At 71.8% G+C, this 26,464-nt stretch carries 23 protein-coding genes; 21 read left to right on the forward strand and 2 right to left on the reverse strand.

What is annotated here, in order from left to right; translation table 11 throughout:
• Positions 1-40 precede the first annotated feature (40 nt).
• From ACWGI6_RS10805 to ACWGI6_RS10855, 11 genes are all read left to right on the forward strand, one after another.
• Entirely contained in the window at positions 41-1,273 is a 1,233-nt protein-coding gene (locus tag ACWGI6_RS10805; RefSeq protein WP_453267170.1) for an NAD(P)/FAD-dependent oxidoreductase, read from the forward strand.
• A gap of 142 nt (positions 1,274-1,415) precedes the next feature.
• Positions 1,416-5,690, forward strand: coding sequence for a molybdopterin-dependent oxidoreductase (locus ACWGI6_RS10810; protein WP_453267171.1), 4,275 nt, complete (start codon positions 1,416-1,418; stop codon positions 5,688-5,690).
• A gap of 144 nt (positions 5,691-5,834) precedes the next feature.
• Positions 5,835-6,029 (forward strand): hypothetical protein, encoded by a 195-nt coding sequence (locus tag ACWGI6_RS10815; protein WP_453267172.1) that lies wholly within the window; start codon positions 5,835-5,837, stop codon positions 6,027-6,029.
• A 51-nt stretch (positions 6,030-6,080) separates the two neighbouring features.
• Complete coding sequence (locus ACWGI6_RS10820; protein WP_453267173.1) at positions 6,081-7,046, forward strand: LLM class F420-dependent oxidoreductase; 966 nt, start codon at positions 6,081-6,083, stop codon at positions 7,044-7,046.
• Between the two features lie 30 nt (positions 7,047-7,076).
• Positions 7,077-9,497 carry a phosphoketolase family protein gene (locus tag ACWGI6_RS10825; RefSeq protein WP_453267174.1) on the forward strand — a complete coding sequence of 807 codons (2,421 nt, stop codon included), beginning with the start codon at positions 7,077-7,079 and terminating at the stop codon, positions 9,495-9,497.
• A gap of 115 nt (positions 9,498-9,612) precedes the next feature.
• Entirely contained in the window at positions 9,613-9,789 is a 177-nt protein-coding gene (locus tag ACWGI6_RS10830) for a hypothetical protein (RefSeq protein WP_453267175.1), read from the forward strand.
• A complete protein-coding gene (locus ACWGI6_RS10835) occupies positions 9,786-10,277 on the forward strand; it encodes an MrpF/PhaF family protein (RefSeq protein WP_453267176.1) in 492 nt (163 codons plus the stop codon). The genes ACWGI6_RS10830 and ACWGI6_RS10835 overlap by 4 nt, the downstream gene beginning before the upstream one ends.
• Positions 10,270-10,539 (forward strand): Na(+)/H(+) antiporter subunit B, encoded by a 270-nt coding sequence (locus ACWGI6_RS10840; RefSeq protein WP_393908015.1) that lies wholly within the window; start codon positions 10,270-10,272, stop codon positions 10,537-10,539. The genes ACWGI6_RS10835 and ACWGI6_RS10840 overlap by 8 nt, the downstream gene beginning before the upstream one ends.
• Positions 10,536-11,294, forward strand: coding sequence for an MnhB domain-containing protein (locus ACWGI6_RS10845; RefSeq protein ID WP_453267177.1), 759 nt, complete (start codon positions 10,536-10,538; stop codon positions 11,292-11,294). The genes ACWGI6_RS10840 and ACWGI6_RS10845 overlap by 4 nt, the downstream gene beginning before the upstream one ends.
• Positions 11,291-11,638 (forward strand): sodium:proton antiporter, encoded by a 348-nt coding sequence (locus ACWGI6_RS10850; protein ID WP_453267178.1) that lies wholly within the window; start codon positions 11,291-11,293, stop codon positions 11,636-11,638. The genes ACWGI6_RS10845 and ACWGI6_RS10850 overlap by 4 nt, the downstream gene beginning before the upstream one ends.
• A complete protein-coding gene (locus ACWGI6_RS10855) occupies positions 11,635-13,467 on the forward strand; it encodes a complex I subunit 5 family protein (protein ID WP_453267179.1) in 1,833 nt (610 codons plus the stop codon). Before ACWGI6_RS10850 ends, ACWGI6_RS10855 begins: the two co-directional genes overlap by 4 nt.
• A gap of 39 nt (positions 13,468-13,506) precedes the next feature.
• Here ACWGI6_RS10855 and ACWGI6_RS10860 read toward each other — a convergent pair whose 3' ends face one another.
• Positions 13,507-14,166: an endonuclease gene (locus ACWGI6_RS10860; RefSeq protein WP_453267180.1), complete on the reverse strand. Its 660-nt coding sequence runs from the start codon at positions 14,164-14,166 to the stop codon at positions 13,507-13,509.
• Between the two features lie 219 nt (positions 14,167-14,385).
• On the opposite strand from ACWGI6_RS10860, the gene ACWGI6_RS10865 reads away from it, so the two are divergent.
• Entirely contained in the window at positions 14,386-15,468 is a 1,083-nt protein-coding gene (locus ACWGI6_RS10865) for a cation diffusion facilitator family transporter (RefSeq protein ID WP_453267181.1), read from the forward strand.
• Positions 15,469-15,539: 71 nt separating this feature from the next.
• Here the strand turns inward: ACWGI6_RS10865 and ligD are convergent, their stop codons facing one another.
• Positions 15,540-16,466: a non-homologous end-joining DNA ligase gene (ligD, locus tag ACWGI6_RS10870; RefSeq protein WP_453267182.1), complete on the reverse strand. Its 927-nt coding sequence runs from the start codon at positions 16,464-16,466 to the stop codon at positions 15,540-15,542.
• Between the two features lie 581 nt (positions 16,467-17,047).
• Here ligD and ACWGI6_RS10875 point away from each other — a divergent pair.
• From ACWGI6_RS10875 to ku, 9 genes are all read left to right on the forward strand, one after another.
• A complete protein-coding gene (locus ACWGI6_RS10875) occupies positions 17,048-17,731 on the forward strand; it encodes a TetR/AcrR family transcriptional regulator (protein WP_453267183.1) in 684 nt (227 codons plus the stop codon).
• A 175-nt stretch (positions 17,732-17,906) separates the two neighbouring features.
• Entirely contained in the window at positions 17,907-19,232 is a 1,326-nt protein-coding gene (locus tag ACWGI6_RS10880; protein ID WP_453267184.1) for an MFS transporter, read from the forward strand.
• A gap of 53 nt (positions 19,233-19,285) precedes the next feature.
• Complete coding sequence (aroQ, locus tag ACWGI6_RS10885; RefSeq protein ID WP_453267185.1) at positions 19,286-19,759, forward strand: type II 3-dehydroquinate dehydratase; 474 nt, start codon at positions 19,286-19,288, stop codon at positions 19,757-19,759.
• A complete protein-coding gene (locus ACWGI6_RS10890; RefSeq protein WP_453267186.1) occupies positions 19,756-20,649 on the forward strand; it encodes a shikimate dehydrogenase in 894 nt (297 codons plus the stop codon). The genes aroQ and ACWGI6_RS10890 overlap by 4 nt, the downstream gene beginning before the upstream one ends.
• Positions 20,642-22,450, forward strand: coding sequence for a bifunctional sugar phosphate isomerase/epimerase/4-hydroxyphenylpyruvate dioxygenase family protein (locus tag ACWGI6_RS10895; RefSeq protein ID WP_453267187.1), 1,809 nt, complete (start codon positions 20,642-20,644; stop codon positions 22,448-22,450). Before ACWGI6_RS10890 ends, ACWGI6_RS10895 begins: the two co-directional genes overlap by 8 nt.
• A 48-nt stretch (positions 22,451-22,498) precedes the next feature.
• Positions 22,499-23,338 carry a hypothetical protein gene (locus ACWGI6_RS10900; RefSeq protein WP_453267188.1) on the forward strand — a complete coding sequence of 280 codons (840 nt, stop codon included), beginning with the start codon at positions 22,499-22,501 and terminating at the stop codon, positions 23,336-23,338.
• Positions 23,339-23,436: 98 nt separating this feature from the next.
• Positions 23,437-23,835 (forward strand): DUF7144 family membrane protein, encoded by a 399-nt coding sequence (locus ACWGI6_RS10905; RefSeq protein ID WP_393908004.1) that lies wholly within the window; start codon positions 23,437-23,439, stop codon positions 23,833-23,835.
• A 26-nt stretch (positions 23,836-23,861) separates the two neighbouring features.
• Positions 23,862-25,253 (forward strand): DUF2252 domain-containing protein, encoded by a 1,392-nt coding sequence (locus ACWGI6_RS10910; RefSeq protein WP_453267189.1) that lies wholly within the window; start codon positions 23,862-23,864, stop codon positions 25,251-25,253.
• A gap of 161 nt (positions 25,254-25,414) precedes the next feature.
• A complete protein-coding gene (gene ku / locus ACWGI6_RS10915) occupies positions 25,415-26,404 on the forward strand; it encodes a non-homologous end joining protein Ku (protein WP_453267289.1) in 990 nt (329 codons plus the stop codon).
• The last annotated feature ends 60 nt before the right edge of the window (positions 26,405-26,464 follow it).

The following is a 26,464-nucleotide window of genomic DNA, read 5'->3' on the forward strand; positions in this document are numbered from 1 at the left end:
ATGACCGGGTAACCGATCGTCCGAAGGAGCTGAGCGGGACATGGCCCAGAACACAGCATTCATGATCGCGGGAGCGGGGCTGGCCGGCGCGAAGGCCGCGGAGACACTGCGGGCGGAGGGCTTCGACGGCCCCGTTCTGCTGCTGGGTGACGAGCACGAGCGTCCCTACGAGCGTCCGCCGCTGTCCAAGGGCTATCTCCTGGGCAGCTCCGAGAAGGAGAAGGTGTACGTCCATCCGCCGCAGTGGTACGCGGAGCACGACGTCGATCTGCGCCTGGGCAACGCCGTCACCGCCCTCGACCCGGCGGCCCACGAAGTGACCCTCGCCGACGGCAGCCGGCTGGGCTACGCCAAGCTGCTGCTGGCCACCGGCTCCACACCGCGGCTGCTGCCGGTGCCCGGCGCGGACCTCGACGGGGTCCACACGCTGCGGCGTCTGGCGGACAGCGACCGCCTCAAGGACCTCTTCCGGTCCGCTTCCCGGATCGTGGTGATCGGCGGCGGCTGGATCGGTCTGGAGACCACGGCCGCCGCGCGCGCGGCCGGGGTCGAGGTGACCGTGCTGGAGTCGGCGCCGCTGCCCCTGCTGGGGGTGCTGGGCCCCGAGGCCGCCCAGATCTTCGCCGATCTGCACACCGAGCACGGCGTCGCGCTGCGCTGCGGCACCCAGGTCACGGAGATCACCGGCACGGACGGTGCGGTGGACGGGGTACGGCTGGCCGACGGCACCCGCATCGCGGCCGATGCGGTCATCGTCGGCGTCGGGATCACACCCAACAGCGAGGTGGCCGCCGCGGCCGGGCTCAAGGTCGACAACGGTGTCGTCGTGGACCAGCGGCTGTGCTCCTCCCACCCGGACATCTACGCCGCCGGCGATGTCGCCAACGCCTACCACCCCCTCCTGGGCAGGCACCTCCGCGTCGAACACTGGGCCAACGCCCTCAACCAGCCGCAGACCGCGGCCAAGGCCATGCTGGGCCAGGAGGTCAGCTACGACCGGCTGCCGTACTTCTTCACCGACCAGTACGACCTGGGCATGGAGTACACCGGCCAGGTGGAACCGGAGGGATACGACCGTGTCGTGTTCCGCGGCGACACCGGTGCCCGTGAGTTCATCGCCTTCTGGCTGTCCGGCGGCCGGGTGCTGGCCGGGATGAATGTGAACGTCTGGGACGTCACCGAGCCGATCCGGGCCCTGGTGGCGAGCGGGCGGGCCGTGGACCCCGAGCGGCTCGCCGATCCGGACGTACCGCTGGGCGATCTGGTCCCCTGAGCGGCGGCCGCCGGCCGATCTCACGTGGCGAGGCCGGCGACTGTGTGGCCGCCGTAACGACGGGTGATCGCTTGACGTGACACCTGGTTAACGGGCGGTTCGTACCGTGGAGCGGAGCATCCGACCACGAAGGGGACCGCCCGTGACCGCACCGGAACCGCCGGCCGAGAGCCTCACGCAGGTGCGGACGGCATGCTCGTACTGCGGCGTCGGCTGCGGGATCGTGCTGGATGTCGCGACGGGCCCGGACGGGCGGCGGACGGTCCGCAGGGCGGCCGGTGACAAGGCCCACCCGGCGAACGGCGGGCGGCTGTGCACGAAGGGTGCGACCAGCGCCGAGCTGCTCAGCGCGCCGGGGCGGCTGTCGACCGCTCTGGTGCGCGCGGACCGTGGCGACGAGCCGGTGGCCGAGTCGATGGAAACGGCGGTCAAGCGGACCGCCGCGCGGCTGCGCGAGATCGTCGACGAGCACGGCCCGGACGCCCTCGCCCTCTATGTCTCCGGTCAAATGACCCTGGAGGCACAGTACTTGGCGAACAAGCTCGCCAAGGGCTTCGTACGTACCCGGCACATCGAGTCCAACTCGCGGCTGTGCATGGCGAGCGCGGGCAGCGGCTACAAGCTGTCGCTGGGCGCGGACGGCCCGCCCGGCTCGTACGAGGACTTCGAGCACGCCGAGGTCTTCTTCGTCATCGGCTCGAACATGGCCGACTGCCACCCGATTCTCTTCCTGCGGATGATGGAACGGGTGAAGGCGGGCGCCAAGCTGATCGTGGTGGATCCCCGGCGCACCGCCACCGCGGCCAAGGCCGATCTGTTTCTGCAGGTCGCGCCGGGTACGGATCTGGCGCTGCTGAACGGTCTGCTGCACCTGCTGGTCGAAGGCGGCGCCATCGACGCGGAGTTCATCGCCGAGCACACCGAGGGCTGGGAGGCGATGCCGGACTTTCTCCGCGACTATCCGCCCGCGACGGTCGCGGAGATCACCGGGATACCGGAGGCGGACCTCCGCCGGGCCGCGGAGTGGATCGGCGCGGCGGGCGACTGGATGAGCTGCTGGACCATGGGCCTGAACCAGAGCACCCATGGCACCTGGAACACCAACGCACTGATCAACCTGCATCTGGCGACCGGCGCGATCTGCCGCCCCGGCAGCGGCCCGTTCTCGCTCACCGGCCAGCCCAACGCGATGGGCGGCCGCGAGATGGGCTACATGGGGCCGGGCCTGCCCGGCCAGCGCTCGACGCTGGTGGCGGAGGACCGGGCGTTCGTCGAGGAGCTGTGGGGCCTGGAGGCGGGCACGGTACGGGCGGACGAGCCCGGCCGGGGGACCGTCGAGATGTTCCGGCGGATGGCGGACGGGGACATCAAGGCCTGCTGGATCATCTGCACCAACCCCGTCGCCTCGGTCGCCAACCGCCGGACGGTCATCGAGGGGCTGGAGGCGGCACAATTCGTCGTCTCGCAGGACGTCTTCGCGGAGACCGAGACCCATGCCTACGCCGATGTGGTGCTGCCGGCCGCCATGTGGACCGAGTCCGAGGGCGTGATGGTCAACTCCGAGCGCAATCTGACGCTGGTCCGGCAGGCCGCCGATGCCCCGGGCGAGGCCTGGCCGGACTGGCGGATCATCGCCCGGATCGCCTGCGAGATGGGGTACGAGGACGCCTTCGGCTACCGGAGCGCGGAGGAGATATTCGAGGAGATCAAGCGCGCCTGGAACCCGCGGACCGGCTATGACCTGCGCGGGGTGAGCTATGAGCGACTGCGGCACACCCCCGTGCAGTGGCCCAGCGCGGCCGCCGACGGACCCGACCGCAATCCGGTGCGCTACCTCAACGACGGCATCAGCCAGACCCTGGAGGAGCGGCCGGACGGCACCCGTCCCCGGCTGTCCTTCCCCACCGCCGGCGGCCGGGCCGCCTTCTTCGCCCGTCCGCATCTTCCGGCGGCCGAACTGCCCGACGACGACTTCCCCTATGTGCTGAACACCGGCCGGCTGCCGCACCAGTGGCACACCCTGACCAAGACCGGCAAGGTCGCCAAGCTGAACAAGCTCAACCCCGGCCCCTTCGTGGAGCTCCATCCGCACGATGCCCAGGCGCTGGGCATCGCCGAGGGCGACACCGTCGAGGTCGCCTCGCGGCGCGGCCGGGCGGTGCTGCCCGCCGTGCTGACCGACCGGGTACGGCCCGGGAACTGCTTTGCGCCGTTCCACTGGAACGATCTGTTCGGCGAGTACCTCAGCGTCAATGCGGTGACCCATGACGCGGTCGACCCGGTCTCCTTCCAGCCCGAGTTCAAGGTGTGCGCGGTGTCGTTGGCCAGGGTGGCGGGCGAGGCGGGGCGCGGGCAGGGAGGGGCCGGCGCGGCACATACGGGCGGCGCACCCGAGGCCGGCACGGCGCACGGGGACGGCCTGCCCGAGACCGGCGCGGGCCGGGGCGCCGGCCCGGAGGGTGCGGTGGCGGTGCTGTCCGAGGTGTTCCAGCTCGCCGGCTCCGCCCCGCCGGTGCTGGCCGAGCACGAACGCCGCTATCTGTCCGGCTTCCTCGCCGGGCTGGGCTCCGGGCGTACCGCCGGCACGCCCGTGCTGCCCGCCCAGGCGCCCCTGGACCCGGAGAGTGCGCTGTGGGTCAACGGCGTGCTGGCCGGGATGTTCTCGCGGGCGCCGGACGCCCGGCCGGCGACGGCGGCGGACCCGGCGGACGCCCCCGCCGAAGCGGACGGTGCCCCGCCCGCACGTACGGTCCTCGTCCTGTGGGCCTCCCAGACCGGCAACGCGGAGGAGGTCGCCACCGACACGGCCCGGCGGCTGCAGGGCAGCGGGCGGGACGCGACGCTGCTGAGCATGGCCGACAGCGCACCGGCGACGCTGCCACGGGGCGCCGATCTGCTCCTGGTCACCAGCACCTTCGGTGACGGCGACGCCCCCGACAACGGGGCGGGGTTCTGGGATGTCCTCAACGCGCCGGACAGCCCCCGGCTGGACGGTGTGCGCTACTCCGTCCTCGCGCTGGGCGACTCGTCGTACGACGATTTCTGCGGCCACGGCCGCCGGCTCGACGACCGGCTCGCCGAACTGGGCGCGGTGCGGCTGGCGCCGCGTACGGACTGCGAACCGGACTACGAGCAGCCCGCGGGACAGTGGCTCGACCAGGTGCTCACGGCTCTGGAGGCCGGGGCGGAGACGGGCGACGCCACGGACACCGGGACCGCCGGGGCGCCGGACCCCGCGGCGCCCGCACCGGATGCCGCCCCGGCTCCCGCGGCGCCCGCCGCCACCCGCCCCTCCAAGGCCGCGCCCGTCACCGTCCGCCTCGTCGGCAATCAGCTGCTCAGCCGTGCCGGGGCCACCAAGGAGGTACGGCAGTTCACCTTCGACACCCGTGACGGCGACGGCACCCCACTGGACTACGAGGTGGGTGACGCGCTCGGCGTGCTGCCGCGGAACTGCCCGGAGCTCGTCGCGGAGTGGCTGGCCGTCACCGGCCTCGATCCGGCCGCCGGCGTCGACCTCACCGGCCTGGGCACGGTGCCTCTGGGCGAGGCGCTGCACCGCCATCTGGACATCACCCGGATCACCCCCGGCCTCCTCCGGCTGGTCACCGAACGCACCGGTGACCGGGTCCTGAAAAAGCTGCTGCGGCCGGACAACAAGGGCGAGTTGGCCCAGTGGGCCTGGAGCCGTCAGGCCGTCGACGTCCTGGCCGAACACCCGGTCCGGGCCGGTGCGGCGGAGTGGGCCGGCGTCCTCAAGCGCCTGCAGCCCCGGCAGTACTCCATCTCGTCGAGCCCGCTGACCGATCCCGGTCTGGTCCGTCTGACGGTCTCCGTGGTCCGCTACGAAAACCGCCGGGGGCGCCCGCGGAAGGGCGTGGCCTCCACCTTTCTGGCCGATGCCGAGCCCGGCCGCCCGGTGCCGGTGTTCGTCCAGCGCGCTGCCCACTTCCGTCCGCCGGCCGATCCGGCCACCGCGATGGTGATGGTGGGCCCCGGTACCGGAGTCGCGCCGTTCCTCGGCTTCCTCGACGAGCGGCAGGCCCGCGGCCACCGCGCCCCCAACTGGCTCTTCTTCGGCGAGCAGCGCCGCGCCACGGACTTCTACCACGAGGAGGAGCTCGGCCGGCTGCGCCGCGACGGGCTGCTCACCCGGCTGGACACCGCCTTCTCCCGCGATCAGCGCGCCAAGGTCTACGTCCAGGACCGGATGCGGGAACACGGCGCCCAGCTGTGGTCCTGGCTCCAGGACGGCGCTCATTTCTATGTGTGCGGTGATGCGTCCCGGATGGCCAAGGACGTCGACCGTGCGCTGCGGGACATCGCCGTCGCACACGGCGGTCTGGCGGAGGAGGCGGCCGCCGGCTACGTCAAGCAGCTCGCGGCGGAGAAGCGCTACGTCCGCGACGTGTACTGAGGAGCCCGTCGGCAGGGCCTCGGGGCCCTCCGGCCGCGTCCTTCGCCTCGTGAACGGAGCGCCTCACGAACGCAGCCGTGGATTTTTTTCTTGAACGGGCCGACCAGGGGCATCCGACGGAGGATGGGGAGGAAGGAGAGCGCCATGACCTTGAGGACCATCCACGCCATGACCACCGAGCCGACGCCCAAGGAGCCGGGGCCCGTGCCGAGTGACCCGCACCCGGTGCCGCATGACCCGGTGCCGGCCGAGCCGGAACCGGATGAGCCGGGCCCGAACCCGGAGGAGCCGCCCGGCGCGGAGCCGGGCGACCACCCGGCTCCCGAACCGCCCGACTGAGCGGGAACGACCCCGGTTGCAGGCCCTGCACGCCCACAGCAAGGTGATGGAATGGTGCATATCGGTTACACGATGATGACAGAACAGGCCGGGCCCCGGGCGCTGGTCGAGCATGTGGTGGGCGCCGAGCGAGCCGGTTTCGACTTCTCGGTGACCTCCGACCACTACTTCCCCTGGCTGGCCTCCCAGGGCCACTCCCCGTACGCCTGGAGCGTGCTGGGCGCGGCGGCGCAGGCGACGGACCGCATCCCGCTGATGACCTATGTGACCTGCCCGACGACCCGCTATCACCCCGCCGTCATCGCCCAGAAGGCCGCAACCATGCAGCTGCTCTCCGGGGGCCGGTTCCGGCTGGGGCTCGGCTCGGGTGAGAACCTCAATGAGCATGTGGTGGGTGCGGGGTGGCCCGCCGCGCCCGTACGGCTGGACAGGCTGGCCGAGGCGATCGAGATCATCCGGGCGCTGTTCCGTGGCGGTGAGGTCACCCACCACGGCACCCACTTCGACGTGGTGCACGCCAGGCTGTGGGATCTGCCCGAGGTGCTGCCGCCGATCGGGGTGGCCGTCTCGGGCGCCCGGTCCTGTGAGATCGCCGGCCGGCTGGCCGATCTGGTCATCGCCACCGAGCCCAGGGGTGAGCTGCTGACCACCTTCGACCGGCACGGCGGCCAGGGCAAACCGCGGATCGGCCAGCTGCCCGTCTGCTACGACCCCGACCGGAAGGCGGCGGTCGCCCGGGCACACGAGCAGTTCCGCTGGGCGCTCGGCAGCTGGCCGGTCAACGCCGAGCTGCCGGGCCCGGCCGGCTTCGACGCGACCACGCGGTTCGTGCGGCCGGAGGACATCGCGGAGGCCTTCCCGTGCGGCGACGACGTCGGCCGCTTCGTCGACGCGGTACGCACCTATGTGGACGCGGGCTTCACGGAAGTCGCGCTGGTCCAGATCGGCGGCGCCCACCAGGAGCCGTTCCTGGAGTGGGCCGAGGCCGAGCTGCTGCCCGCACTGCGCACGCTGTGAACGTCCGTTGCACGTCACCTCGACAGGGAGATGAGCATGCACGATGCGCAGAACTCGGCTGGGGCGGGGACGGGCGGGGCACCGGTGGCGCCAGGGCCTCTCGACGCCACCGAGCTGCACCGTCTCGACGCCCACTGGCGGGCCGCCAACTATCTGTCCGTCGGGCAGATCTATCTGATGGCCAATCCCCTGCTGACCACGCCGCTGCGCCCCGAGCACATCAAGCCGCGGCTGCTGGGCCACTGGGGCACCTCGCCCGGCCTGAACCTGGTGCACACCCACCTCAACCGCGTCATCAGGGCCCGCGAGCTGGACGCCCTGTGCGTGTGGGGGCCGGGTCACGGCGGCCCCGCCGTGGTGGCCAACTCCTGGCTGGACGGCACGTACTCCGAGACCTATCCCGATGTCGGCCGGGACGGCGAGGGCATGGCCCGGCTCTTCCGGCAGTTCTCGTTCCCCGGCGGAGTGCCCAGCCATGTCGCCCCGGAGACCCCGGGGTCGATCCATGAGGGCGGCGAGCTGGGTTACTCCCTCACCCATGCCTACGGCGCGGCGTTCGACAATCCGGAGCTGTTCGTCGCCTGTGTGGTCGGCGACGGCGAGGCGGAGACCGGGCCGCTCGCCGCGTCCTGGCACGCCACGAAGTTCCTGGACCCGGTGCACGACGGCGCGGTGCTGCCGCTGCTGCATCTCAACGGCTACAAGATCGCCAATCCGACGGTGCTCGCCCGGATTCCGCAGGACGAGCTGGATGCGCTGCTGCGCGGCTACGGTCATGACCCGATCCATGTCACCGGCGACGACCCGGCGGCGGTCCATCAGGCGATGGCCGCCGCCATGGACGGTGCGCTGGACCGGATCGCCGCGATCCAGCGCCGGGCCCGCACCGAGGGGGTGACGGAGCGCCCCCGCTGGCCCATGATCGTGCTGCGTACGCCCAAGGGCTGGACCGGCCCGCACGAGGTCGACGGGCAGCCCGTGGAAGGGACCTGGCGCTCCCACCAGGTCCCGCTGTCCGGGGTACGCGACAACGCCGGGCATCTGCGGCAGCTGGAGAGCTGGCTGCGTTCGTACCGGCCGGACGAGCTGTTCGACGACGAGGGCAGGCCGCGCCCGGAGGTGCTCGCCTGTGTGCCCGAGGGGTCGCACCGGCTCGGCGCCTCCCCACACGCCAATGGCGGTCTGCTGCTGCGCGAGCTGCCCGTCCCGCCGCTGGAGCGGTATGCGGTGACGGTCGAGAAGCGCGGCAGCGAGCTGCACGAGCCGACCCGGGTGCTGGGCGGACTGCTGACGGCGGTCATGGAGGCGACCGCGGAGCGCCGCGACTTCCGCGTCGTGGGCCCCGACGAGACCGCGTCGAACCGGCTGGAGGCGCTCTATGACGCCACCGGCAAGGCCTGGCAGGCCACCACGCTCGACACCGACGAGCACCTCGCGCGCGACGGCCGGGTCATGGAGGTGCTCTCCGAGCATCTGTGCCAGGGATGGCTGGAGGGCTATCTGCTCACCGGCCGGCACGGGCTCTTCTCCAGCTACGAGGCGTTCGCGCACATCGTCGACTCCATGGTCAACCAGCACATCAAATGGCTGCGGACCGCGCGCCGGCTGCCCTGGCGGCGTCCCATCGCCTCGCTGAACTACCTGCTCACCTCGCACGTCTGGCGCCAGGACCACAACGGCTTCTCGCACCAGGACCCCGGCTTCGTCGACCACATCCTCAACAAGAGCCCGGAGGTGGTCCGCGTCTATCTGCCGCCGGACGCCAACACCCTGCTCTCGGTGGCCGATCATGCGCTGCGCAGCCGCGACTACGTCAATGTGATCGTGGCCGGCAAACAGCCGAGCTTCGACTGGCTCAGCCTCGACGAGGCCCGCACCCACTGCGCGCGCGGCGCCGGCGCCTGGGAGTGGGCGGGCACCGAGGACGGCACCGGCGAGCCCGATGTGGTGCTGGCCTGTGCGGGGGACGTGCCCACGCAGGAGACGCTGGCGGCGGCCGATCTGCTGCGCCGGCATCTGCCCGAGCTGACGGTGCGGGTGGTCAATGTCGTCGACATGGCCCGGCTGTTGCCGTCGGGGGAGCATCCGCACGGTATGCCGGACCCCGAGTACGACGCACTGTTCACCCGTGACAAGCCGGTCATCTTCGCCTACCACGGCTATCCGTGGCTGATCCACCGGCTCTGCTACCGCCGCGCCGGCCACGAGAATCTGCATGTCCGCGGCTACCGCGAGGAGGGGACCACGACCACGCCCTTCGACATGGTCGTACGCAACGATCTCGACCGGTACCGGCTGGTGATGGATGTCATCGACCGGGTCCCCGGCCTCGGGGTGCGCGCCGTCGCGCTGCGGCAGGCGATGGCGGACGTCCGTACCCGCCACCACGCCTGGATCCTGGAGCACGGCACCGATCTGCCGGAGGTCGCCGACTGGACCTGGGGGAACTGACGGCGCCCTGCCGGATGCCCCCTCCGACGGAGTGACGCGCGGCGCGGTGACGGGGCGGCCGGGCCCCCGCATGTGAGCCTGAGGCCCGGGTACCCGGGCCTCAGGAGGTGCGCGGATGGCTCGACGGCTGACGGCCGGCGCCGAACTCATCGGCTGGTGGGCGGGGTTGACCGGACTGTGGATCGTACTGATCGGTCCCGTCGACACACTGGAGTGGGCGGTCGGCGCCGGCGCCGCGCTGCTCGCCGCCGCCGCGGCCTGCGGAGCGCGCCGCGCGGTGGGGCGCCGATGAACGGCTGGACCGCCGCGGCCACCGCCCTGCTGCTGTGCGGGGTCACCCCGGCCGCGTACGGCGCCGCCACCGGTCCGGTCCGGCGGCGGGTGCCCGCCCAGAACCTGGCGACCACGCTTCTCAGCCTGGTCTTCCTGCTGCTGGCCCAGGGGTACGGGCGCCCGGCGTATGTCGATCCGGCGCTGGTGCTCTCGGTCCTGGGGCCGGCCGGCACGCTGCTGTTCGTGCGGCTGCTCGCCGACCGGCTGGCGGACCGCCCGCCCCGGCCGCGGTCCCTGTTCGCGGTCACAGCGCTCACCTACGCCGCCGTTCCCGCGGTGGTGCTGCCGCTGTGCGTGGTCACGGGCCCCGGCAGGGCGCTGGTGAAACTGCTGGTCATCGGCGTGCTGTTGGTGCTGGGGAGCCGGGTGGCCGCCCGGGCGGTGACCGCCGCCGTCACCTCGGGGCACGGCCGGACCGGGCCCGCGGAAGGGATGTCCGATGGCTGACGATCTGCCGCTGCTGCTCGGCCTGCTCCTGGTGGCCGGCGCCGGGACCGCCACCGTCCTGGTGCGCGACCCGGTACGCCAGTCCTTTCTGCTGTCCCTGCTCGGCCTGGCCCTGGCCACGGTCTTCCTGCTGCTGCAGGCCCCCGATGTCGCGCTCTCCCAGCTGGCGGTGGGCTGCGCGCTGACCCCGCTGATGGTGCTGCTGTCCGTACGCAAGGTGCGGCGCAAGGCGCGCAGCGAGCGCCGGGAGGAACACGAATGAGCATGAGGCTGCGGCTGTGGGTGCTGGCCGCCGGCGGCCTGGGGGTGGCCGTGCTGCTCCTCGTGGCCTGCTTCGGGCTGCCGGCGTTCGGCGGCCTGTGGCATCCCTACGGCGACCGCGCCGTGCATGCCGCGCTCGCCCGGCACACCGCCAACACCCTCTCCTCCGTCAATTTCGACCAGCGCGCCTTCGACACCCTCGGTGAGGAGTCCATCCTGTTCGGCGCGGTCCTGGGCACCGTGGTCCTGCTGCGGCAGACCCGCGACGAGGACCGGCTGCCTCCGGAGCCGGTCCCGGTCGCGCCGCCGGTACGCCGCTATGCGCTGATCGCGCTGCCCGTCACCCTGCTCATCGGCCTGTACGTCATCGCGCACGGTCAGCTCAGCCCCGGCGGGGGCTTCCAGGGCGGGGTGGTGGTCGCCACCTCGCTGCATCTGCTGTACATCGCCGTGGACTACCGGGCACTGGAGCGGATCAGACCGGTCGGCACGTACGAGGTGGCGGATGCCGCCGGTGAGGCCGCCTATCTGCTGGTGGGCGCGGCCGCGCTGCTGACCGGGGCGGCGTTCCTGGCCAACTTCCTGCCCTACGGCACCTTCAACACCCTCTCCTCCGGGGGCACCGTTCCGCTGCTGAACGCCGCCATCGGCGTGGAGGTGGCATGCGGCGTGGTCGTCCTGCTGGCCCGTTTCCTGGACCAGGCCGTGGAGATCGAGAGCGACGACCGGGACGGCGAAGCGGAGGTCAGGACGTGAGTGTGCTGCCGTATGTGATCGCGGCATGGCTGTTTCTGATCGGCTGTTACGGGCTGGCCACCAGCCGCAACCTCATCCACGCCGTGGGCTGCCTCGCCGTCTGCCAGGCCTCGACCTATGTCCTGCTGCTCGCCATCGGGTACCGGGACGGCGGCACCGCCCCGGTTTTCTCCGACATCACGCCGGGCTCACGCCCCGTCGTCGACCCCGTCGTCCAGGCCCTCACCCTCACGGACATCGTCATCGGGGCGACCGTCACCGCGCTGCTGCTCTCCCTGGTCATCCAGGTCGCCAAACGGCACCGGACAGTGGACCCGGACGAACTCTCGGAGCTGCGGGGGTGACCGTCGCACAGACCCTGCCGCTGATCGTGGCCACTCCGCTGTTCGGCGCGGCGCTGGTGGTCGGAGCGGGCCGCCGGCTGCCCCGGTACGCGGCGGAGGTGCTGGGGTGTCTCTTCGCCGCGGGCACCGCGGCGCTCGCGCTGTGCGCATCGGCCGCCACGCCGTCGTCCACCGCGCGCCCCGCGGAATGGCTGGGCGGCTGGCGGCCGCACGGCGGGGCGAGTGTGGGCATCGTGCTGGTCGGCGACCGCATCGGTCTCGGCCTGGCCGCGCTGGTCTCGCTGCTGGCGCTGGCCGCTCTCGCCTACGCCTGGCGGTACTTCGACGAGCCGCCACGGCGCCATGCGGGCTCCTTCCCCGCCCTGGTGCTGCTCTTCCAGGCGGGCATGTGCGGCTTCGCGCTCACCGGGGACCTCTTCAACGCCTTCGTCTTCTTCGAATTGATGGGCGTCGTCGCCTACGCACTGACCGGCTACCGCGTCGAGGAGGCCCGCGCCGTCCAGGGGGCGCTGGTGTTCGGCATCGTCAACTCCCTCGGCGCCTATGCCACCTTGCTGGGCATCGCCCTGCTCTACGCCCGGACCGGTGAGCTCGGCCTCGCCCAGATCGGCAGCGCCCTCGATGCGCACCCCGGCGGCCCGGACGCGCCGGTGATCGCCGCCTTCGTCCTCGTCGTCACCGGTCTGCTGGTCAAGGCCGCTGCGGTGCCGTTCCACTTCTGGCTGGCCGATGCGCATGCGGTGGCGCCGACGCCGGTGTGCATGCTGCTGTCCGGCGTCATGGTCGAACTCGGCCTGTACGGCACGGCCCGCATCTACTGGACGGTCTTCGCGGGGCCCGGCGGCATCCCGGCGCCGGACGCACACCGGACGCTGCTGACCCTGGGCGTGCTGACCGCCGTGCTGGGGGCGGTGCTGTGCTGGCAGCAGCGCCATCTCAAGCGCCTGCTGGCCTATTCCACCGTCGCGCACGCCGGACTGTTCCTGGTGGGCCTCGCGGTGCTCACCCCGGAGGGACTCGGCGGCGTCGTCCTGTACGTGCTGGCGCATGCCGGGGTGAAGGCCGCGCTCTTCGCCTGTGTGGGCATTCTCCTGGACCGGTTCGGCAGTGTCGACGAGCTCCAACTGCACGGCAGAGGACGTGAACTCCCCTGGGCCGGCGTGCTGTTCGGCATCGGCGGACTGGCGCTCGCCGGGCTGCCGCCGTTCGGCACCGCGCTGGGCAAGGCCGTCATCGAGGAGGCGGCGGGCGGCTGGGCGACGGCGCTGTGCGTCCTGGTCTCGGCGGTGACCGGGGGCGCGGTGCTACGGGCCGGGGCGCGGGTGTTCCTGGGGCTGGGGCCGGTTCCGGAGAGCGAGGCCCCCCGGCCCCGCCCGGCGGACGCCGCCGAGGAGACGACGGGGGAGGCCGAGGAGCCGGAGACCAGCGGCGGGCGGCTCTCCCGCGTTCCGGACAGCATGCTCGTCGTGCCCACGGTGTTGCTCACCGGGGCGCTGGCGGTGGGGCTGGTCCCGGGCCTGCGCACGGGCGTCGGCCGGGCCGCCGACGCCTTCACCGACCACGCCGGATACCTCGCGGCCGTCCTGTACGGCCGGGTGGCGGAGCCCGCACCCACTCCCCCGCCGCACTGGTCCCTCTCCGGTGTGCTGTGGGGCCTGCTGGCCACCGCCGCGGCCACGGCGCTCGCCCTCCTGGCCGTGCGGCGCCCCGCACTCCGGGAACCGCCCCGCTGGGCCACACCACTGCGCCGGCTGCACTCCGGTCACGTGGGCGACTACGTCGCCTGGTTCCTGGCGGGCGTCACCCTGCTGGCGGCGCTGATCGTGTGACGGGGGCGGCCGGTTTCGTGCGTCGCCCCCGGTCCCGGTTCAGGCTCCCGCCGACTCCCGTACGTCCTCGACGACGGACCGGTCCAGCGCCGCGCGTACCAGGCCCGAGGCGAAGGCGGCGGCATCGTCCGGCCCGACCAGCCGCGCCAGCTTCCCGCTGTCGCCCGGCAGGCCCAGCCGCTCCGCCCCCTGGACGGCCTTGGCGTCGAGGTACGGGGCGAGTTCGGGCCAGACGCCCTGTACCTCGCGCAGAAAGATGTCGCAGCCCGCGGGCCCCAGGCCCGGCACCTTCCGCAGTGCGCGGCGCAGTGCACCGGTGTCGCCGCCGGCCTCCTCCCGCATCCGCCGCAGATCGCCGCCGTACGTGTCCAGCAGCAGCGTGGCGCCGTCACCGAGCTGGGTGGCGGTGCGCTCGTCGTAGCGCCGGTATCCGCCCTCCCCCAGGGCATCGACCCGTTGCTGCCAGGTCGCCTCCGCCATCCGCCGCGGAGTGCGCATCCCCGCGTCGAACAGGGCGCGCGCGGACGCCACCGCCACGGACGCGCGGATCCGTGCGCTGAGCAGACCGGCCAGCACCAGCACCTGATACAGCGGCTGGGGAGTGTTCCCCAGCCGGATCCCGCTCTGTGCCGCAAAGGTCTCGCCGTGCCGGTCCAGCAGTGTGTGCGCAAGGGCCCGCTGTCCGCCGCGGGGGCTCACGGTGCGCCCCCGTGGAGACGCAGGAGGTCGAGAGAGGAAGTGCGGGCCACGTCTTGTCCTTTGCCGTTCCGGTGGGTGATCCGCTGTCACCGTCCCCGGTCCGACGGGCGGGAAAACGCCGCTGCTCCGTGAGGCGCAATGCTTCCGCGTCAGGTGCGCGGCCGTGTCCGAGCGGCTACGCTCGCGTCGGCTGTCCGACCGACGACGGGGAGGCGACGCTTGTCCCGGGACGCTGACGCTGCGCATCACTCCACCGGTCGACCGGAAGCGGACGGGGGCGAGGGCCAGGACGCCAGGACCGCGGTCACCGTTTTCGTGGCGCTCGGTGCCAATCTGGTGATCGCCCTGGCCAAGGTGCTCGGTGGGCTGTTCGCGGGCTCGCCCGCGCTGCTCTCCGAGGCCGCGCACTCGGTGGCCGACAGCCTCAACGAGATCTTTCTGCTCGCCTCGCTCAAGCGCAGCAAGCGCGCACCCGACAGCAAACACCCCTTCGGCTACGGCAAGGAGCGGTACTTCTGGTCGCTGCTCGCCGCCGTCGGAATCTTCGTCATGGGCGGCTGTTTCTCCGTCTTCCAGGGCATCGAGGCACTGCGCTCGGGCAGTTCGGAGACCCATACGGGCTATGTCGTCGGCCTCATCGTGCTGGCCGTCGCGCTGGTCGCCGAGGGCGCCTCGCTGTTCCGTGCCCTGATGCAGGTCCGCGGCCGGGCACGGCAGGCCGGCCACAGCATGCGGGAGGCGATCCGCGCGGCGGACGACCCCGCGTTGCGGACGGTGCTGGCCGAGGACTCGACCGCCTGTTTCGGTGTGGTGGTCGCCATGGTCGGCATGGGACTGCACATGATCACCGGCTCGGTGCAGTGGGAGGCCTGGGCGTCAATGATCATCGGCGTGCTGCTGGTGTTCGTCGCCTACCAGCTCGCCAAGGAGTCACGCGGCCAGATCATCGGGGAGGCCGCCGACCCGGCGCTGCGCCGGGCCATCCGGGAGTTCCTGGAGGAGCAGCCGGAGATCGACACCGTGACCACACTGCTGTCGATGCGGCTGGGGACCCTGTCGACGCTGGTCGCGGCCCGTGTCGATCTCGTCCCCGGACTGGACAGCGAGGAGGTCGAAGAGGTCCTGGTACGGCTGAAGAAGGCCATCCGGGAGAAGTGGCCGATCGCCGACCAGGTCTTCCTGGATGTCACCGAAGCCTCACCGGGGGACCGGGAACGGGCCCGGCGGGAGCGGCGCCGGCTCGACAGGGCGGTGGACGGCGAGCCCGAGGACGAGGCGGAGCAGCGGCAGGAGGAGGCGTGAGGACGGGCCGGGGCCGGCCGGTCGGCCGCGGACCGACCGCCCACCGGGCCCCGCTCAGCGCAGGGACCCGCTCACCGCAGCGCCTCCAGCCGCCTTCGTGCCGTACGCAGCGAACGCCCGCGGGCCGGCACCCCGGACCACGGACGTGACCTCGCCTGCTCCAGGACGCCGGCGACATCCCTCAACGACCAGCTCTGCGCGGTGAGTTGCGGATCGTCGAGCTGCTTGCGGCTGATCGGCGCGGCGACCGGGGCGCCCGGCTCGGGCCGCAGCGACCACGGGGCGACGGCCGTCTGCGCATAGGCGTTGCGCTGCACATCGAGGTAGAGCCGGTCGCCGCGCGACTTCTTGCGTACGGCGGTGGTGAGCCGGTCCGGGTGACGCCCTGCCAGCACTTGAGCCACCTCCTGGGCGAACCCGCGCACCGTGTCGAAGTCGCTTTTGCCGTCCAGCGGAACGGTGACATGCAGCCCCTTCGAGCCGGTGGTCATCAGGACAGCCGGCAGACCGAGCTCGTCGAGCAGCGCGCAGAGCTGCCGGGCGGCGTCCCGTACGGCCGCGAAGTCCGGGCCGGGCGGGTCGAGATCGAACACCAGCCGGTCCGGGTGGTCGGGCCGGTCGGCGCGCGACAGCCAGCGGTGGAACGTGAGACATGCCTGGTCGGCGAGGAAGAGGAGGGTCGCCTTGTCGTCGCAGACGGTATGGGTGACGGTGCCGCCCTCCTTGGTGACCCGCACCCGCCGGATCCAGTCGGGGTAGTGGTCCGGGGTGTCCTTCTGCATGAACTGCGGGCCGCCCAGCCCCTCCGGGAGCCGTTCCAGCATCAGCGGCCGCCCCCGCAGCTGCGGGACCATCGATGCGGCCACCCGGCGGTAGTAGCCGACGACATCGGCCTTGGTCAGGCCGTCGTCGGGGAACAGCACCTTGTCCGGCCGGTGGATCTTCACGGTGCGGCGGCCCGCGCGCACCGTGTCGGTGCCGGTGTCTGTGGCATTCATGCGGGCCGGGTTACCCGCTCCGGGCCGTCCTACGCTCGCGCGTCCGGGTGGCAGGGCGCGCGGGGCGTCCGTTCGCCTCCCGTGTCGCCGAGTGGTCCGCACCGTCGCAGAGTGTGTACGTACGCCGGGCCGCCGGGTTCCGTGCGTATCGCCTCGCATGGCCGGCGCCGGACCGGCAAGGAGACCAGCAGGCCAGGCGGAGCGAGCGTGAGGCGCTCGGCCGCCGAGGAGCGACGCGTGAGGAGCTTTTGACCGTGCGACAGCCACCAGGCCCGCCAGGCCCCACCCATCCGGATCCGGTTCCGCCCACTCCGGGTCCGGGCCCCGGACCGCCCGGACCCACGCCGGGACCGGCACCCGGCCCGGTCCCCGCTCCGGGACCCGATCCGGTGCCCCCTCCGGTGCCGGCCCCCGAGCCGGATCCGCTCCCGCCGAATCCGGCACCGCCGACGCCGGGACCGGAGCCCGGACCCGCGCCCGATCCGGTCCCCGCGCCGGGCACCGCACGGCGGACCGAACGGCCGCGCCTTGGGGGGCAGGCCCTAGACTGACCGGCACTGATCCAGCCTCCGAGGAGCCGTATGAGTGCCGTCCGCCCGCCGTCGCGTCCCGCCGGACGGCAGCGCGACGCGGCGCGGACGCGGACCGAGATTCTGGACGTCGCCACGGAGGAGTTCGCGCGCCTGGGCTACACCGGCGCCCGGATCGATGAGATCGCCGCCCGGATCCACACCACGAAGCGGATGATCTACTACTACTTCGGCAGCAAGGAACAGCTGTTCACCGAGGTGCTGGAGCGGGCCTATGCCGTCATCCGCGAGCAGGAACAGCGCATCGCCGGACCGCTGCTCGCCGGGCATCTGGACCCGGCGGCCGCGATCCGGCACCTCGCCGAGCTGACCTTCGACCACCATGAGGCGCATCCGGACTTCATCCGGCTGGTCACCATCGAGAACATCCATGAGGCGGAGCATCTGGCCGCCTCGCAGACGCTCGGTGAACTCAATTCCCCGGCGATCGAGATCATCGGCCGCATCCTGGCGGAGGGACGGGCGCAGGGAGTGTTCACGGCGACCGTGGACGCCGTCGATCTGCACGCGATGATCAGTTCGTTCTGCTTCTTCCGGGTCGCCAACCGGCATACCTTCGGCGCGCTCTTCGGACGCGATCTGACCGCGAAGGACCGCCGGGACCACTACCGCACGATGCTCGGCGACATGGTCCTGGCGTATCTGACGAGCGGGAACGCTTCCGCCGACCGGTGAGCCGGGGCGGGCGGCGCCGCAAGCGCCCCGCCGCCCGCCGCCGTTCGTCCCTCACTCGCCGCTCCCCCTCACGGCAAGAGTCTCGGTGAGATGTCTTGACAGTGACAGCAGCCGGACAGCACGATCCCAGCGCAACAACTAACTACCTAGTACGTTAATTGCCTGAGGAGCACGTGTGTCCGCTCGCTCTCCCCGCAAGGCCGCCGTCGCCGCCTGGACCGGCAGCGCCCTGGAGTACTACGACTTCTTCCTGTACGGCAGTGCCGCGGCCCTGGTCTTCCCGCATGTCTTCTTCAGTCCCGACGACCCCGCGACCGCCACCCTGATTTCACTGGGAACCTTCGGCGTGGCCTATGCGGCCCGGCCGCTGGGCGCGCTGGTGCTCGGGCACGTCGGCGACCGGCTCGGACGGCGGAAGATCATGGTCTTCACGCTGGTCCTGATGGGCCTGTCGACCTTTGTCGTCGGCTGTCTGCCCACGTATGCGCAGGTCGGCACCGCGGCTCCGGTGCTGCTCGTCCTGATGCGGGTCCTCCAGGGCCTCTCGGCGGCGGGCGAGCAGGCCGGCGCGAACTCGATGACCCTGGAACACGCCCCGGAGACCCGGCGGGGGTATTTCACCAGCTTCACCCTGAACGGGACCCAGGCCGGCCAGATCCTGGCGACCCTCGCCTTCGTCCCGGTCGCCACACTGCCCGAGGAACAGCTCTACACCTGGGGCTGGCGTCTTCCGTTCCTGGTGAGCGCCGTGGTCGCGGTAGCCGGCTATGTCATCCGGCGGAAGCTGACGGAGACCCCGGCCTTTCTGGAGGCCTCGGCGGCCGCCGAGGTGGCCGGGCTTCCGCTCGTCCATCTGCTGCGCCACCACTGGGCCGATGTGCTGCGGGTGGTCGCGGCCTCCCTCATCGCCACCGTCCAGACCGTCTTCACCGTCTGGGCCCTGTCCTACGCCACCGGGGACCACGTCGGTCTCGACAAGTCGACGATGCTGTGGGTCGGGGCGCTCGCCAACGCCGTGGCACTGCTCGCCATTCCCCTGTGGGCGCGGCTGTCGGACCGGATCGGCCGCAAGCCGGTTTTCCTCACCGGTGCACTGGGTTCCGCCGTGATGATCTTCGTCTATCTGTGGTCGCTCTCCACCGGCAGCTATCCGCTCGTCTTCACCACCGGCATCCTCTGTTTCGGCGTCGTCTACAGCGCGGCCAACGGCAGCTGGCCGTCGTTCTACGGCGAGATGTTCAGCACCCGGGTCCGGCTCTCCGGAATGGCCATCGGCATCCAGACCGGCTTCGCGGTCGCCGGGTTCGCCGTCTCCTTCGCCGAGCGGATCGCCGGCCCGGACGGCTCGAACTGGCCGGGCGTGGCGGCCTTCACGGCGGGCATCTGCCTCCTCAGCGCCCTCGCTGCGGCGACCGCACGGGAGACGCACCGGGTGCCCACCGCGGACCTGGGGACCAAGCGGACCGTCGCCACGCGCCGACCTGTGCACACAATGAACTAACCAGTTCGTACATTAGTCTGGATGCTCCACGCATCTCTGCACGGGAGAGAAACATGCCGAACCCCGCCACCGACGGGACGCTCGCGGCCCCCGTCCTGGTCCTCAACGGGCCGAACCTCAATCTGCTCGGACTCCGCGAACCCGAGATCTACGGACCCGACACCCTGGCCGACATCGAGGCGCTGTGCCACCGCACCGCCGCCGACCACGGGCTGGCGGCCGACGTACGGCAGAGCAACCACGAGGGCGTCCTCATCGACGCCGTGCAGGAGGCACGGACCGCGCACCGCGGGATCGTGATCAATCCGGCCGGCTACAGCCACTCCTCCGTCGCCCTGCGCGATGCGCTGGCCGCGGCGGACGTCCCCATCGTCGAGGTGCATCTGTCGAACATTCACCGGCGCGAGGAGTTCCGGCACTTCTCCTATGTGTCCGGTGTCGCCGATGCCGTGATCTGCGGTGCGGGTGCGCACGGCTATGCGCTCGCGCTGGCCCACCTCGCCCGTCTGCTGGAAGGGAGCCGATGACCCCGGTGACGACGTCCGCCTACCTCACCGGGCTGGTCGGATCCGGCATCGGCCCCTCGCTCAGCCCGGAGCTGCACCAGCGCGAGGCCGACCGGCACGGTCTGCGGCTGCTCTACCGCACCCTCGACATCGACGTCCTGGGCGGCGGGCCGGAATCGGTCGGCGAGCTGATCAGCGCCGCCCGCACCCTCGGTTTCGACGGTCTCAACATCACCCACCCCTGCAAGCAGCTGGTGATCGAGCACCTCGATGAGCTGGCGCCGGAGGCCGCGGCCCTCGGCGCGGTCAACACCGTCGTCTTCCGCGACGGGATGACCATCGGCCACAACACCGATGTCACCGGCTTCGCCCAGTCCTTCAGCCGGGGGCTGCCCGGCGCCGCGGCGGACCGGGTCGTCCAGCTCGGCGCCGGCGGAGCCGGTGCGGCCGTCGCCCATGCGCTGCTGGCCCTGGGCGTGGACCGGCTCACCGTGGCCGACCGCGACCCGGCCCGCGCGAGCGGCCTCGCCGACGCGCTGAACCGCAGGTTCGGCGGCGGCCGCGCCGCCACGGCGACGAGGGCGGGACTGCCCGGCGCGCTGGCGGACGCCGACGGCCTGGTGCATGCGACACCCACGGGGATGGCCGCCCACCCCGGACTGCCGTTGCCGGCCCGCCTGTTGCACCCCGGGCTGTGGGTGGCGGAGGTCGTCTACCGCCCGCTGGACACCGAACTGCTGCTCGCTGCAAGGGACTTGGGGTGCCGGACGCTGGACGGCGGCGGTATGGCGGTCTTCCAGGCCGCGGACGCCTTCCGGCTGTTCACCGGCCGTGAGCCGCACCCCGAGCGGATGCTCGACGACCTCGCCGCCCTTGTCGCCCCCGCCTGTGAGGACGCCCCCCATGCGTAAATCCATCGCCACGGTCTCGTTGAGCGGCTCGCTCTCCGAGAAGCTCACCGCCATCGCCGCCGCCGGTTTCGACGGGGTGGAGATCTTCGAGAACGATCTGATCGCCGGTCCCCTCAGTCCCGAGGAAGTACGCTCACGCACCGCCGACCTGGGGCTCACCATCGAGCTGTACCAGCCCTTCCGCGACTTCGAGGCGGTGCCCGAGGGCCTGCTCGCGGGCAATCTGCGGCGCGCGGAGCACAAGTTCGCCCTGATGGAACGGCTGGGCGCCGACCTGATGCTGGTCTGCTCCAGCGTCTCGCCCCGGGCGGCCGACGACGATGCGCTCGCCGCCGCCCAGCTGCGCCGGCTCGCCGAGCGCGCCGCGGCACACGGCATCCGGATCGCCTACGAGGCGCTCGCCTGGGGCCGGCACGTGGATACGTACGACCATGCCTGGCGCATCGTCAAGGAGGCCGACCACCCCGCGCTGGGCCTGTGCCTGGACAGCTTCCACATCCTCTCCCACGGCGGCGACCCCCGGGGCATCGAGGAGATCCCCGGTGACAAGCTCTTCTTCCTCCAGCTCGCCGACGCTCCGCTGATGGCGATGGATGTGCTGCAGTGGAGCCGCCACTACCGCTGCTTCCCCGGCCAGGGCGGCTTCGATGTCGCGGGCCTGGTGCGGCATGCCGTCCGCGCCGGGTATACGGGGCCGCTGTCGCTGGAGGTGTTCAACGACGTCTTCCGGCAGGCGGACGCCGGCCGGACCGCGGTCGACGCGCTGCGCTCCCTGCTCAGCCTGGAGGAAGCGGCGCAGACCGGTGCGCTGCCCGCCCCGGTCGTACCGAGCGGCTTCGCCTTCGCCGAACTGGCCGCCGCCGACCCCGAGCCGCTGCGCGGCCTGCTCGGTGCCCTCGGCTTCGCCCGCACCGGCCGGCACACCGGCAAGCCCGTGGAGCTGTGGCAGCAGGGCACGGCCCGCATCCTGCTCAACGCCGCCGGTGCCGACCGCAGGGAGGGACCCGGGCTGGTCGCCCTCGGCCTGGAGACACCGGAGCCCGGCGCGGCCGTGCGGCGCGCCGAGTCGCTGCTCGCACCCGTCGTCCCGCGCCAGCTCAGAGGGCAGGACGTACCGCTGGACGCGGTGGCCGCGCCCGACGGGACCGAGCTGTTCTTCTGCCGTACGGCACAGCGCGACCACGCCGACTGGACGGACGACTTCGCCGCCGCCCCCGGCCCGCCCGGGGCGGCGGCGGGCCTCTCCCATATCGACCATGTGGCCCTGACCCAGCCCTGGCACCACTTCGACTCGGCGTGCCTCTTCTACCGGAGCGTGCTGGGCCTGCGGCCGGACGAGAGCCTGGAGCTGGCCGATCCCTACGGGCTGTTCCGCAGCCGCGCCGTGGCCGGCGCCGACGGCGGGCTGCGGATCGCCCTCAATGTGGCACCGGGCCCCGGGGACCAGGGGGCCCGGCCGCAGCACATCGCCTTCGCCACGGACGACATCGTCGCCACCGTCCGCCGGGTACGTGCGGCCGGCGCCGCCCTGCTGCCCCTCTCCGACAACTACTACGACGACCTCGAAGCCCGCCACGACCTGGACCCCCGCACCCTGGCGGCCCTGCGGGAGCTGGGGATTCTCTACGACCGCGACGAAGACGGCGAGTTCTGGCACTGCTACACCGCCACCGTCGGCCGGGTCTTCTTCGAGATCGTCCAACGCACCGGCGGCTACCGGGGGTACGGCGCCCGGAACGCCACCGTCCGGCTCGCCGCCCAGCGCGCGGCGGAGCAGCGGGGGAACACCGCGAGGATCTGACGAGGCGGCGCTACCGGCATTCCCGTACGGGATCGTTAGGCTCGGCGGGTGGGGATCACCGAGGAGCGCGCCGAAGGCGCGGGACCGTTCACCACCCGGCTGACCTGGCGCCTCGAAGCGGGCGAGACCGCCGTATGGGAGTCGCGGGCGGCACGCAAGCGCGGGACGCTCGCGGTGCGGCCCGCCGGGGCCACCGAGAGCAGCGCCCGGCGTGCCGACACCGCGACGCTGAACCGTCTGCGCAGGCTCAACGGCATCGCCGCGGTCTCCTTCACCGTCGGCGGGACGCTGTTCGCCGTCGGTGCGGCGCTCGCCCAGTTCAGCTCGGTGAGCTCCACCGTGACCGCCACCATCTACTTCATCGGCGGCGCACTCTTCACCCTGGGCGGCTATGCCTCACTCGTCCAGACCATCAACGCTCCGCGCCGGGAGAGCACGGCGGGTTCACTGACCACGCACCACTTCCGGTGGTGGAGCTATGAACCGGGCCGGATCGACTGGCTCAGTACCTTCGTGCTGTTCGCGGGGACGCTGGTGTTCGGCATCAATCTGCTGGATTCGTTTCTGCAGGGGCTCACGACCCGGCAGATGAACCGGCTGATCTGGGCGCCCGACATGATCGGCTGTCTGCTGTTCCTGATCTCGGGGCAGCTGGCGATCGTCGAGGTCTGCCATCGCCCGCTGTGCCTGCACCGGCGCAGCCTCGGCTGGTGGATCGTCGCGGTCAATCAGCTCGGTTCCGTGCTCTTCATGGTGGCCGCGCTGGCCGCTTTCACCCGCCCGGAGACCGGCAGCCTGGTCAGCGTCGGCATCGCCAACTGGGGGACCCTCACCGGAGCGCTGGGCTTCGCGGTGGCCGGGGTGCTCCAGGCCTTCGAACGTCCTTGACATGCGGCTGACCGGTACGTGTGCAAACGTGGAATGCACTGCACGACGGTCGGCAGGTCCAGTTCGGACGGCCAGGTTTCTCAAGTGAGGAGTGACCCATGGCCACTCAGAAGCACAGCGTAGGCGGTTGGACAGCTTTCGCCGCAGTTCTGATGATCTTCGGTGGCGCAATGACGTTCCTGGAGGGCATCTCCGCCATCGCCCAGGACCACCTCTTCGTCACCTCACGGAACTACGTATTCTCCTTCAGCCTCACGGGCTGGGGCTGGATCCATCTCATCCTGGGCATCGTCATCTTCCTCGCGGGTATCGCACTCATGGCCACCGGTGCGCTGTGGGCGCGGACGGTCGGTGTCATCCTGGCGGGCTTCGGTGCGCTGGCAAACTTCCTGTGGATCCCCCACTACCCGTTCTGGGCCATCGTGCTGGTCGCCATCAACATCTTCATCATGTGGGCGCTGTGTACGGACAACCATCACGCCCCGGCCACCCGGTGACCTGAACACCCTCCCCGGCCCCGGCCATGACCTCTGGACTCACCCCGCAGGAACGCGCGGAACAGGGCAGGGCACTTCGCTCCGAAGTGCCCCGCTCCCGTCATGCGGAGTTCAGCCCCACGGCCGGCCGTGACGATCCGGTGGACATCATCGAGCGGCAGTCGGCCCTCCGCGTACCGGAGTTGGTGCCCCTTCGCTACGGTCGGATGCTGGAGTCACCGTTCCGCTTCTACCGCGGCGCCGCCGCCATCATGGCGGCGGACCTGGCCACGACGCCGTCCACGGGGCTGCGGACCCAGCTGTGCGGGGACGCCCATCTGCTGAACTTCCGGCTGCTGGCCTCCCCCGAGCGCCATCTGATGTTCGACATCAACGACTTCGACGAGACCCTGGCCGGTCCGTGGGAGTGGGACGTCAAGCGGCTGGCGGCCAGCTTCGCCATCGCGGGGCGCGGGAACGGTCTCCCCGGGAAGGTACGGGCCGACATCGTCCGGGCCGTCTGTGCGTCCTACCGCGAGCAGATGCGCCGCTACGCGGACATGCGCACCCTGGACGTCTGGTACGCCCATGCCGATATGACCGATGTGGCGGCCGAGGAGGCGCAGCAGCTGGACAGCAGGGGCCGTGCGCGGCTGTCCCGCACCATCGAGGAAGCCCGTACGCGCGACACCATGCAGGCGTATCGCAAGCTGACCCGGAGCCGCGGCGGCCGGGTGCGGATCGCCGCCGATCCGCCGTTGATCGTGCCGCTGGACGATCTGCTGCCGGACGCCGAGCGTGACCAGCTGGAGGACCAGATCCGGCAGCTGGTCCAGAGATACGGACGCACGCTGCGTTCGGACCATCGCCGGCTGCTGGAGCAGTACCGGGTCGTCGACATGGCGCGCAAGGTCGTCGGGGTCGGCAGTGTGGGCACCCGCTGCTGGATCGTGCTGCTGCTCGGCAAGGACACGGACGACCCGCTCCTGCTGCAGGCCAAGGAGGCCGATGAGTCCGCGCTCGCCCCTTACGCCGGACAGGGCCCCTACACCAACCAGGGCGAACGCGTCGTGGCCGGCCAGCGGCTGATGCAGGCCGCCGGCGACATCTTCCTCGGCTGGGAGCGGACCACCGGCATCGACGGGCGCCAGCGCGATTTCTATGTACGCCAGTTGCGTGACTGGAAGGGCATCTTGCCCACGGATGTGATGGTGCCGGCGGGCATGCGGCGGTTCGCCGTGCGCTGCGGGGCCACCCTGGCCCGCGCGCACGCCAGGTCCGGCGACCGGATCGCGATCGGCGCCTACCTCGGCAGGAGCACGGCCTTCGACGAGGCGCTGGCGCGGTTCGCGGAGCGCTACGCGGACCGCAACGAGCTCGATCACCAGACGCTCATGGAGGCGGTCCGGGCCGGCCGGGTCACCGCCGCGGCCTCCTGAGCGGGCGGGAACAGCCGGGCGGGCGGACGGCACCCGAGCACCGCGCCGAGGGCGCACCGGGACCGCCGCCACCCGATTGGCACACCCGTAATCGCCCGGGATGTACCCTCCGTCCGCCCCGCCTACCATGGTGCCGAATGGCTCCGATGAAGGCGGCCCCCATGCGCCCCACGGCGAAGTTCTCCATCAGCTTCGGCCTGGTCACGATCCCGGTCGCCGCGTACAACGCCACGGACAGCTCCACGTCGGTCAGCTTTGTGCGGATCCATACGGCGGACGGCGGCCGGGTGCGCAATCAGCCGGTGTGCTCGCTGGAAGGCGTCGAGGTCACCCCGGACGAGATCGGCCGGGGCTACCGGCCCGACGACGGCGACACCGTCGTACCGCTGAGCGACGACGATCTGGACGCGCTGCCGCTGCCGACCGCGAAGACGCTGACGATCCTGGCCTTCGTGGCCGGCGGTGACATCGACCCGCTGCAGATGGGCAAGGGCTACTACCTGGGTATCGACAGCCCCGCCGCGGCCAAGCCCTACGTGCTGCTGCGCGAGGCGATGGAGCGGCATCAGCGCGTCGGGCTCGGCAAGATCGCGCTGCACGGGCGGGAGACGCTCGCCATGATCCGCCCCATGGAGGGCGCGCTGGTCATGCAGGTGCTGCTGTGGCCACACCAGATCCGCCCGATGGACGGGGTGCTGCCCGAGCGCCGGGCGGAGGTCGCCCCCGCCGAGGTGGCGGCCGCCGAGACACTCATGGACTCCTTCGGCGAACTGTCGGAGGCCGATGTGCACGATCACTACCGTGAGGCGCTCGAAGAGATCGTGGCGGCGAAGCTGGCGCATCGCAAGCCGGAGTTCCCGGCCGGTGAGGAGCAGCCGACCGGGCAGGTGATGGACCTGATGGCGGCCCTTCAGGACAGTGTCCGCGCGGCCAAGAAGTCCCGCGGCGAGGACGAGGACGCCGAGGGCGCCGGGTCCGGCCGCACCGCGAAGAAGAGCACCGCGAAGAAGACGGCAGCGAAGAAAGCGGCAGCGAAGAAGTCCACCGCCACGAAGACCGCCGCCAAGAAGACCGGGGCGAAGAAGACCGGGGCGAAGAAGACGCCCGCGGCGACGAAGACCGCGAGCAGGGGTGGGCGGCGGGCCGGCTGAACCCCGTCCGGGGCCCCGGGCCCTGCCCCGCATTCACACATAAGGCGGCCGCCCTCGGGT

The organism is Streptomyces sp. NPDC054786, from assembly GCF_053611685.1.